Annotated in this window: 8 protein-coding genes; 3 read left to right on the forward strand and 5 right to left on the reverse strand. The window is 43.9% G+C overall.

From position 1 onward, the window contains the following. Window positions 1–16 precede the first annotated feature (16 nt). Window positions 17–1,057, reverse strand: coding sequence for a GMP reductase (locus tag ACM44_RS07955; RefSeq protein WP_048499489.1), 1,041 nt, complete (start codon window positions 1,055–1,057; stop codon window positions 17–19). Window positions 1,058–1,206: 149 nt separating this feature from the next. Between ACM44_RS07955 and ACM44_RS15330 the strand changes: the two genes are divergently transcribed. The 3 genes from ACM44_RS15330 (at window position 1,207) to ACM44_RS07970 (ending at window position 3,485) form a co-directional block, all read left to right on the forward strand. Further along, entirely contained in the window at window positions 1,207–1,356 is a 150-nt protein-coding gene (locus ACM44_RS15330) for a hypothetical protein (RefSeq protein ID WP_160303985.1), read from the forward strand. A 12-nt stretch (window positions 1,357–1,368) separates the two neighbouring features. Beyond that, a complete protein-coding gene (locus tag ACM44_RS07960; RefSeq protein ID WP_152669322.1) occupies window positions 1,369–2,073 on the forward strand; it encodes a hypothetical protein in 705 nt (234 codons plus the stop codon). A gap of 1,091 nt (window positions 2,074–3,164) precedes the next feature. Beyond that, complete coding sequence (locus ACM44_RS07970; protein WP_048499492.1) at window positions 3,165–3,485, forward strand: hypothetical protein; 321 nt, start codon at window positions 3,165–3,167, stop codon at window positions 3,483–3,485. 47 nt (window positions 3,486–3,532) lie between these two features. On the opposite strand, the gene ACM44_RS07975 is transcribed toward ACM44_RS07970, so the two are convergent. From ACM44_RS07975 to ACM44_RS15470, 4 genes are all read right to left on the reverse strand, one after another. After that, window positions 3,533–4,876: a RagB/SusD family nutrient uptake outer membrane protein gene (locus ACM44_RS07975; RefSeq protein WP_048499493.1), complete on the reverse strand. Its 1,344-nt coding sequence runs from the start codon at window positions 4,874–4,876 to the stop codon at window positions 3,533–3,535. A gap of 11 nt (window positions 4,877–4,887) precedes the next feature. Then, window positions 4,888–8,091 (reverse strand): SusC/RagA family TonB-linked outer membrane protein, encoded by a 3,204-nt coding sequence (locus tag ACM44_RS07980; protein WP_083993673.1) that lies wholly within the window; start codon window positions 8,089–8,091, stop codon window positions 4,888–4,890. Between the two features lie 5 nt (window positions 8,092–8,096). Then, window positions 8,097–9,458 carry a TlpA family protein disulfide reductase gene (locus ACM44_RS07985; protein ID WP_048499495.1) on the reverse strand — a complete coding sequence of 454 codons (1,362 nt, stop codon included), beginning with the start codon at window positions 9,456–9,458 and terminating at the stop codon, window positions 8,097–8,099. A 1,397-nt stretch (window positions 9,459–10,855) separates the two neighbouring features. Next, window positions 10,856–11,011, reverse strand: a complete 156-nt coding sequence (locus tag ACM44_RS15470; protein WP_168712021.1) for a hypothetical protein — start codon at window positions 11,009–11,011, stop codon at window positions 10,856–10,858. Between the last annotated feature and the right edge of the window lie 225 nt (window positions 11,012–11,236).

Raw genomic sequence — 11,236 nt, forward strand, 5'->3', positions numbered from 1 at the left:
CCCTAAATCCCGGCGATTAATTTCCGAAAACCTCATTATGCTGCTCCTGAACCCGGATAAAAGTCGTTCTTTTGGAAAGTTCACGCAGTTGCGACGCGCCCACGTAAGTACAGGTGGAACGGACACCGCCCAGAATATCTTTCACGGTTTCCGCAACGGGTCCTTTATAGGGCACTTTCACCGTTTTTCCTTCGGAAGCGCGATATTCTGCAACACCTCCCGAATGTTTATCCATAGCCGTTTGCGAGCTCATTCCGTAAAACAATCTGAATTTCTTCCCATTTTCCGTAATGATTTCGCCGCCACTTTCATCATGTCCGGCAAACATGCCGCCCAGCATCACGAAATCCGCACCGCCACCAAACGCTTTCGCAACATCTCCCGGGATTTTGCAGCCCCCGTCAGAAATAATATGGCCTCCAAGTCCGTGCGCCGCATCTGCACACTCTATGATTGCGGAAAGCTGCGGATAACCGACTCCGGTTTTAATCCTGGTGGTGCAAACAGAACCCGGACCGATTCCGACTTTCACGATATCTGCACCCGCCAAAATCAATTCTTCCACCATTTCTCCGGTCACCACATTTCCCGCAAGGATGGTTTTGCCGGGAAAATGCTTTCTGGCCCTCTTTACAAATTCCACAAAATGCTCGGAATAGCCGTTGGCAACATCAATGCAGAGAAACTGAATTTTCGGATGTTTAGCCATGATCTGCTTGATTTTTTCCTCATCATCTTTTCCTGTTCCGGTGCTTACTGCGATATATTCATAAATGGAATCCGGCTGGTTGGTCAGGAAGCGATCCCATTCTTCCAGGGAATAATGCTTATGGACGGCCGTCACTATTTTCTCCTTCGAAAGTGCCACCGCCATTTCAAAAGTTCCCACGGTATCCATGTTTGCCGCGATAATCGGCACGCCGCTCCATTTTTTCTCCGAATTTCTAAAAGTGAAAGTTCGCTCCAAACTTACCTGTGCCCTGGATTTCAGGGTAGATCTTTTCGGTCGGATCATCACATCCTTAAAACCCAGCTTTATTTCATATTCTATGCGCATCGTAATGTTTTTTAAATTATTAAACGAAGTTAAGGGAAATAATTTTTGGAACAAAGGCTATGTGGATGGCCATCACTGAAATGCAGTAAAAATCTTGAATATCACCTTAATACGAATTCCTGCCGCCCCAAAATAAAAAAAAACTTTTGTTGAAACAATCCAGTCTGCATACTCATAAAAAGAATGGCTATGTTTTAGCAACCGGCATCATTCAGCTGCCTCAGATCATCTTCATCCAATACCAAATCTGGGGATGCATGCTCATCTCCTCCACTTTCAAGAAAAAACTCTACTTTTGAGTGTGCTTAACAATGGGAAGATTACACCGCCATCCTTATCAACGCCAGTCATTGTACCACCCACATTATAATAATATGAAATTCCGCTTAATTTATTTAATTGCTTTTTTGATAATAAGTCTTTTCGCCATCAAATATTGGGACTTCTCAGAAAAGTATTCAGAAATAAGATTTGAGAAAATCACCCCAACAATAGGGTTAGACCAATTAATAAATGTTGATAAGAGACAAATTAATTATTTGAATTCACTGTATTATAAAAATGAATTTATTGGATTTAACGCTATCGTAAAGAATCACTATGTCACCGTAACTAAAATAGGGGAAAATATAAAAAAAATAAATATCCTGCCAATTTCAAAAAAACCAATAAATCATGGAGTGATTGGTTTACCTCCTTCCGACATAAATGATGTTATAGCACGTTATATAGATTTTTCGCTTCTCTTTCCTAATGGCGATAATTTATCTTGTCATACAGATGGGGTAATCGTAAAGACTTTTGATTCACATTTTAAGGAAATAGTATTTAATGCCTCAAATATTGATTTCTTATTTGATACGGAACAAAATAGAAAATATTTTGGTTATGTGGGCATAAGGCAAATTTCTTCTGTTAGCTTTGTATGCTTCGATGAGGACTTATTTTTAATAAATGTACACCCTCTGAAAGGAAATAGTTTCCGAAGTTTACATGAAATATTTGCCATTAATTAAATTTTTATTATTTAGCATTCACTTCCAAAAATCCGGCAACACCGTGCTGTAGTTTGTGCCCAAGCTTTCCAAACTGTCCACACTTCGCAGCAGATCAAACAGAACCGAGCCATCTTTTAGGCACCGATGACCTTGATCAAAAAACATCCAGATTCCTGCCCTTGTTTCAAAAAAAAGTGCCCAGGCCGCCAAAATCACAAAAAAGAATTTTTGAATTAGTTTTCGAAAAACCCTTGAAAGGACATCCATATATTTCAGATTCTTTTGGGAATGGGTTTCCCTCCCGGACTGATTTCATTTTTTTGCGCGCATCCATCACAAGAAATATCAAAAACCCAAGGATGAAAAGAGCTCTCCACTTTTAGAAATTGGACCTCGAAACTCATCTTTTACATTGCAGACTTTTCCAAAATCTGCAAATTTCATCATTTTGACCCGGCATGCGCTAAGCATTCAATTATACAAACCACAAAAATAACGCCATAATACTGGTAATAACCTAAAAATAATAGGGTTGTATTGATAAATTCATGTCGACACCCACGCGTTCTGAAAGCATGATACTCTCCAACCCGTAAACTCCAAAAAACCAATAGTAGAGAGCGTTGAGACAAGGTTTTTAGTTTTAACGATTTATAAATCGTTACGTATCCATTTATAAATCGTTCCATCAAACTCTTGCATAAGTCTTAGTTGACACGCTAACTTCGTTCCCAAATTCAAGTCATACCGAGCCGAAATGTCAAACCTTTTAAACCTAACATTATGAAAAAATCAAAAGGACATTTATGGGGCGTCATTCCCCAAGGGTATTACCCTTCGCTTGCCATAAGCAGGAAAATCACCTCCACTTCAGATGGAGGAACGGAATCGCGGCATGAAGATACCCTATAAAGATTAAAAAATTGAATTTGTACAACTTCATTTGGGAATTATATTCCATGCATGTTATCAGTGCAAAGCTGATCAAACTTTAATCCCCAAATAAGAGATTAAGGTTTTCGTCCGACAACGCAGTTTGTTGGAATACCAAATAAAATCTAATTAAAGTTTTTACGGTAATCTTTTTTGATGCATAAAAAGACCAGATTATGAAAATCAGAACATTTTTTAACGGAGCCGTTTTAGCTGCCGCAGGTTTATTTGCCGCAGCAACGACCTCTTCATTTGCCCAAAAGGAAAATGGAGAATTGGCCGACACCACTTACTTCTACATATCTTCGGATAAGAGTGAGGATGCGTTTCAAGTGGTTTCGCATTGGAATGTGACCAATAGCAATGGAAGTTGCGGGTCATTAGTACCTAACAGGCCCTGCAGCATCACTGTGCCCCAGGGAAGCACCTTGAGTACCGTGCTGAACGGGATGAGCAATGAAGAGATCCTTGCCATTTCGAGCGGTTACAAAGAGTAAATTTCATTTTTAAAAAGGGGGTGGGCAAAGAGCCCGCCCCCGATTTATCATCTTGGGTTTTGAGGCATCCCCGTCATTTGAATAATATCCTCAGGGAGCGCCACCGCGTACCTTAAGTCGTTGGGAGGTAAAACAAATGTGGTTCCGTTCACGATTCTGCTTATTGTGATCCCTGCCCCTTCCCGATTATAGCGTTTCAGGTCAGCCCACCGAACACCCCTGAAAAGCATTTCTTTTCGCCTTTCCTTCCGTATGATCTGTAATGCGCTCTGAGCGTCTGTTGCGGTGAAAGGAATGAAGGTGCCCGTTTTCCATCTGTTTATCAACAGCGCATTCAAGAATACCATTGCTTCCGTATAGTTTCCCGATGCCGCATGTCCCTCTGCCGCCGTAAGGTAAAGTTCATCAGTGGCCAGACTTGCCGATCTGGCTGTACCGCCGGAAAAGTTCCCCTTAAATAAAACGTTTTGCGAGGCATCCAAGCGAAAATACATTTGTTTTCGCAGATCGTTATTCTCATAGCTGTCGTAGATGCTTTGAGGAATTTTCGCTTTTGTGGCCGCCAAAAAAGGGGAATTCACCCGGGATAAAGGGAAAATGATTTCAGTATGGATCGGCAAAAAAGGATTGGTTGACCCAGGGTTTAGAGCATTAAAGTTCAGCAGTTCGTTTTTAATGGCTAACGCCGCAGAGGCATATTGCGCCGCTTTCTGATATTCGCCCATGAAAAGGTAGGTCCTCGCAAGCAGGCCCAAAGCGGTCCTCTTTGAGGGACGAGATACCGCAATCTGATCATTGGGCAAGAGTTCTGCAGCGGTGAGCAGGTCACTAAGAATCTGCCGATACGTTTGCTCTACCGATGAGCGAAAAGAGGGAATATTCATGTCGGGATCCAGACGGATGGGAAGCCCTAAATCTTTCGCAGCCGTTGCAGGATTATAGGCCAAACACCATATCTGTGCCGCTTCCAAATAGGCAGCAGCCCTTAACACCAATGCTTGTCCGCGCACATTTTCGGCTTGAGGAATCTGGTAGTGCTCCAAGTTGAACAGCACGTTATTGTAGATATTGATCTTGCTGTAGGTAGTCTGCCAGTCACTGCTGACGGCAAGCGACACATAATCGGGCTTCCAGGTGTATAGCCTTTTTTCAGACTCGTTTGGAAACGTGTTGAAATCCGCATCCGATACCCAGATGTCGTCCGCTGATATTTCGGCACTGTTCGGATATTGCCCCAAAAGGAAATACCGATCCACAATTGCTTGATTGTCTTCCAGTTGATCAGGAATGGATAACCGGGAGTCGGATTTTTCACTTAAGAAATCACGGCAACCCATCAAAGGGATTACCATTAGTGCCGCGAAGGCCGTTGCTGTAAAGTATTTTTTCATTTTGATAAGGTTTAAAAGTTAGCGCGGAACCCCACACTGTAGGTAGTAACCGGTTTTAAAGATTCGTTTCCGAATGAATAATCGGGATCAAGGTTTGCAGCATTTGCCTTCCAGATCAGCCCAACATTATTGACAGATCCATACAATTCGATTCTTTTTAAAGCCAAATTTTTCAGAAAATCGGGACTGAGCTGCCAGTTGAGCGTGATGAACTGCATTCGCACATGATCCGCTTTTTCCACAAGCACTTCCGAACCCGCAAAAAACTTGTCACGTATGGCATTTGAAGTCAATATTTCGGATGGAATATTGGTGTGATTCTCATCTCCGGGATTTTGCCAGCGGATGGCGTAATCACTATGCCCGATGCCGGAATTCACCAGGTCGTTGTAATTGATGGAACCTCTTCGGAACCAATACCCCAATTTGTAGGTGATGCCCAAATCCAAGGAAAAACCTTTATAAGAGAAGGTGTTCATCAGGGACCCAAATACGGTGGGAATAGCAGAGCCAAAATATTTCAGGCCTTCAATCCCTTTATCCGAATTTAATATTGCAGCATAATTGGTGCTCACCTCGCCATTGAGGTATCCCCGTGGGTCACCGGTTTGAGGATCAAGGCCTGCCCAGCTATAGGCAAAAATGGCATAGACCGGCATTCCGACGGTTCCGGAAATACCCACCCCTGAGTTTGCAGTCGGAACATAGCTTGATGCCAAAGTGTTTTTCAGGTAGTAGTCGGTGATTTGATCTTTGTAAGTGCTCATATTAAATTGGGTGTCCCACTGAAAGCTTTTGGATATGATGTTGCGCGTTTTTAGCGCTATATCCATCCCCACTCCCTTCATCCCGGCCACATTCATCAGCATATTGTTGATCCCGGTGGTGTAATCCAATTGCGCGGTCCCGAAAAGGTTGGTCCCTGTTTTGGTAAACCATTCCACCGTTCCCGCAATCCGCTCATTCTGGGTGGCGAAATCAATCCCCAGATTGATGATGCGTGAGGTTTCCCAGCGGAGGTTTGGATTGTAGAAATTATCGATTCGTGCCGTGGGAGTGCCGGTATAAGGCGACATCATGGTGTCGTAAATAATGGTGGTCAACGCCACCATGGACGGATCGATATTGCCATTGAATCCGTACGAAGAACGAAGCTTCAAATTGGACAGCCAGTTTACCGAAAAGAATTTTTCGTTATTGATGTTCCATGCGGACCCTACCGACCAAAATGGATTCCATTGGTCGTTGGTTTTTAAGCCGAAAAGGTTGCTGGCATCCCTCCGGATGCTTGCAGAAACGGTATATCTTTTGTCGAAAGTATAGGCACCGTTCGCATAGAGCGATGCAAATCGGATGTTTTTCATCTGCATCGACTGGTTGGGTATGATGTATTCCAAACTGCCAGTAATCAAATTAGGATAAAGGGTGGTGAAATCCACATTTGCCGAAGCCTGGGTGTCTTCATTAAAACCATAGTACCTGTTGCTGTGGTTGTGCATTTTAGTCTCCCGCGTTTCCACTCCCGCTATTGCAGTTACTGCATGTTGTTTCCAAACCCTGTTGAAGTTGATTTGCCCACGGATGTTATTGATTTCAGTACGGGAAGCATAGTTATCCAGAATACCACCTTTAGGTATGATAAACATCGCTTTTCCGGAATCATCCCACTGTGCAAAACTATTGACATAGTTTCTTGAGTAATAACTATTTTTATTGTACAACTGTTCAGAATCGCCTGTGGAGTTTTGATACTGGTATTTAATTTCCGCATCCAGTCCAGGGATTATTTTGTATTGCAGTCCCGCATTTAGAATAACTTCCTTGGCATCGCTGGTCTGGGTGTTGTCTTGCCAGTCGGTCAACGGAAAGTAACGCCAGTCCAGCAGACCCTTCCCATTCAGGGTTTGCAGGTAATTGGGGTCGTAATTAAAAGGAATGGCAAGCGGTTCGCCATTGCCGTCTGCAAAAGAAAGGTACGGCACCCGAGAATTGCCCCCGTAGGTAATGCTTCCATAACCTACCCGACCGCTCGTTTCCTTGGTGCGGGTAAAGATTGCGCCAAGGTTCAGATTCACTTTGTTGGCTAATTTCCAGGTATTCTGAAGCTGGATATTGAAACGCCGATAGGTTTGCCCTAAATTTCCGACATTATCGTCATAACCCAATCCAGAGGACCAAGACATTAAGGGATTCCCACCCGAAAGATTAAGGGCATACTGCCGGTTTTCAATCATCTGATACATGTATTTGGAGTATTGATCACGGGTATCTATTTTTCTTAATTCACCAATCATTTGCGAAGCCTGTTCTTCGGAGAGAAGTCCCTTTTTTTTCTTGTTGAGGATATCCACCACAGGGGTCATTGCCGGATGCAGAGGAGAATCGATCTCGCTGTCATAAAATCCGGCATCAAATAACCTTTGTTCCATACTGATAAAATCCGAAGCAGACATCTGGCGGATGTAGCTTAAATCCGGCTTTCCGCCAATGGTGGTGTTCGCGTTAAAGGAAATGTTGATAGGCTGATTGGCTTTCCCTTTCTTGGTGGCGATCACGATTACGCCATTGGCTGCGCGAGCACCCCAGATGCTCGCTGCGGCGGCGTCTTTCAAAATCGTAATGCTTTCCACCATATTGGGGTTGATATTGCTTAAATTTCCTTCATAAGGAAAATCGTCTAAAACAATCAGAGGCTGACGAGGCCCTTTAATAGTGCTGATTCCCCTGACGGTGAGTTGGGGCTGGTCAGAAGTTCCGGTGTCCCATGTCACAGAATTGGCTAGCGCCGCCAGGCGGTCTGCCACATTCGGGGTAACAAGTTTGTTCAGTTCCGCCTCAGTTACTGAGGAAAAAGAACCCGTCGCCCTTTCTTTTGGGATTTTTTGGTAACCGGTGGTTAAGGTCACTTCTTCAATGGCGGTCGTTTTTGGCCGCAACGTGATCAGCAGCGGCACGGTCAACGGAACTTTAAATTTTTCGGAAAAGGGATAGAATCCCTGCTTGGAAATTTGCAGATGCACTTCATTGCCCGCGGTGTTCAGCGTGAACGTGCCGTTTTGATCGGAAATGGTGAGTGATGGGTTCTGCTTGTTGGAGACAGATGCCCCAACAACAGGCTTCCCCGATTCTGCATCGATAATTGTACCCTTAATGGCCTGCTGCGCATGCGCTCCAATGCTCATTACAAAAAATAGGGCTGCGAGGTTTTTTCTCATAATATTTAATTTAATTTGGTTGGTGGATTGACCTGATTGATATTTTGCTCCTTATCCTCGATGACCATCATCGGAAGGCCGCACTCCGTTTCCATTAAGGAAAGGTTATATTTAGCAAGCGCCTTGTTCAAGGCATTCAAATCAGAAAAAATAGTAAAGTCTATATCGAAGTATTGTTCAGTACCCGTTTGGTCAATGACCGGCAAAGGAGTGACCCGGTTACTGGAGTTAAGGTTTCTGAGTAAATCGGTAGTGGTCACTTTTTTGCCGGAGTCGGGACTGTTGACCGACTTGTTTACAGGTGTGCTAATTTTTGCCGCAATGCTGCTTCCCGACGAGATATTTTGCAATGCGAGACATTTGACTGTTTTCGTTTTGATGGTTGCGACATAAGGGGTCGCCTTATTCAGCTCTTTCAGCATGTCTTCATAGAGGGTACCGACTTCGGAAACCGGACTGATAAAGTCGAAGCTGTAGAGCTTTTCGTTGGCGATCTCAGTTTCATTTTCGGGATTGAAACTGATGGCGTCAGGATCTTTCAGGAGGTTCACGATTCTTTTGCTGCTAAAGTGGTCGCCGCTCTTTTTGAACAGTTCTATGCCAATCACCCGGTAAATGTTCAGGAGCAGCATATTGGAAAATAGCCGCCCCACGATCGTCTCGCCTTTTGAGCGATAGACCATTCCAGGCGGCGACGCCCTTACCCTGCCATGGGCAACCACGCTATAGCTTTCAATCGCCGCCTCTTTTTCGAGGTCGAAATTTTCGGACAGCATGAAGGGGCGGCCCCGATCCATCGGGATCACCGTCTGCAGACCGGACCTTTTGCCTTCCAATATTTCCGTAACCGATTGTTCGGTGACCTGCTCGCCGTCCGTCGTATTGATTACCCTGCCGTCCTGGATCCAGATGACGTAAGGTATGGCGTTGTGCGGGAAGAGCTGCCTCATTTTTTTATCCGCGATCACGGATTTGATAGAGCTGTACTTCTGACCATTTTTGGACTGAAAGAATTTCTGCACGGTCTCCCGATCCTGGTCGGTCACCGGAACGACCTTAATTCTTCCCTCCAGTTTATGCTGGAGCTCTTCCATCTTGGGGAAATTGGTAAGGCAGGAAGAACACCAGGTTGCCCAGAAGTCGATCAGGATCAGCTTGTCTTTGTCGGGTGCAAGCGTGGTATTCTTCTGCGGATGGTTGACCACCTCCAGGGGGGCATCCCACAGACGCTCCGGAAGCAAATCCCCTATTTTCAAGGGTTTGCCCTGGGAAAATGCCGCAGAAGTTGCCGCGACAGTAAAAACAAGGGACAAGAGTCCCTCGCCAAACTTTTTTTTCATAGTTTTGTTTTGGTTTTGGTTAAACATTAATTAATTCCGTGCTCTTTCCCGCGGCTGCAAACTTTAGGGAAAGGGCTTTTTTTATTAGAGGACAGAAAAAAGAGCATAGATCATAGACCAAATGCCGAATTCTCTTTTCGCTTTTCTCTTTTTTCTTTTTTCTTTATTCTTTTCTATTTTCTCTCTATTTTCTTATTATTTTTTCCGTCATCTTCACTGCTCTTTTATAGCGAAACTCTCAAATACTTCTCATGAACTCCTCATGAACTATCCATGCTTTATCCATGGAGCATCCGTGAAGCATCTATTGAGCATCCCTGCTTTCTGTCAGACAATGCTTTTTACCCATGGCACTTTTGGCTTTTCCCTTTCTCTGGCTTCGGCTTCGGTCAGCCACCGCAACCATTGCTTATTGCTCATTACTCATTGCACATGATATCTCTCGGATCGCCTTAGGGGAGGCTTCGACTCAGCTCAGCCACCGGAGGGTGTAGAAACACTTTTACAGTGGGGTCACTTTCCCGCTAAGATCAGATCCATTTATAGCTTTTACATTAGCTCTCACCGATTTGCAATCTGTGCCACCTACCCCCCCGACCTAGGAGATTTTTGCGTTAAGAAAAAACCCGCAGGGTTCGCCGATTCCCAAACTAAATATAAAAGCTGAGGCAAATTGAATTTCTTCCCAACCTGCCCTCCAAATAATCACTGCATAAAAATCCCCCCTGTTTGAGTGGCGGCAAATAACATAAATTAGCAAGATAACCTTCCGATCCGCCCGAGTTTGGGGATTTTCTTGGAAGAAATTCAATTTTTTTAGCAATCCGCTTCAGCGGATCGCCGATTCCTTTAAAAAAATCAATATGATGAGGCAAAAAGATCCAGTCTTGTCCCGAAGCTTCGGGATTGGTTCTTTTGTTTCAAGACAAAAGAACTTAATCTACATCCAATCTTGACCCTCTCTTTCATTTTCCTCCCCCATCTATTTTCATAATATCCACAATACACTTCACAATCTCATCAAAAAATAAAAATCCATCCTTCATCTTCTCACTCTTTTGCTGCGAAAAGTTCAAATACTTCTCATGAACTATCCATGCTTTATCCATGCTTTATCCATGGAGCATCCGTGAAGCATCTATGGAGCATCCCTGATTTCTGTCAGACAATGCTTTTTACCCATGGCACTTTTGGCTTTTCCCTTTCTCTGGCCTCGGCTTCGGTCAGCCACCGCAACCATTGCTTATTGCCCAATACTCTTTACACATGATATCTCTCGGATCGCCTTAGGGGAAAGCGTGTAGAAACACTTTTACAGTGGGGTCACTTTCCCGCTAAGAACAGATCCTTATCCTGAACACGTTTTGCTCACTACTAGTCACTCATTAATTATTAATTCTTAATTCTTACTTATCACCCATCACTCATTCCACATCATCCAAATTCTCATAAAACCTTTCCGCACAAAGATCCAGCAGCTCCTCCGTTTCCTTCACCTCCTTCCTGAGCTCCACCACCCACACCACCAGCAAAACAATCAGTAGGGTAGCAATAATATTGTAAATTTTCAGTGTTTTCATGGTTTCCTATTTACTTGTTTAATTGTTCAAATCTATTCTCGATTTTCTCCCATCCTGATTTAACCCAACCACTCAATCATGCAATCACACAGCACGCGCATTCACCGTTTTTAACTCCCGGATCACCCCGCGGGAAAGCTATACCAACAACAGCGCCTCCCCGCTTTAGGCAATCCTCCTGAAGAGAAAATTGATATGAATGTTTCGTTCTCTTATGAGGTATCT

The sequence above is a fragment of the Chryseobacterium koreense CCUG 49689 genome, assembly GCF_001045435.1.
Lineage (GTDB): Bacteria > Bacteroidota > Bacteroidia > Flavobacteriales > Weeksellaceae > Kaistella > Kaistella koreensis.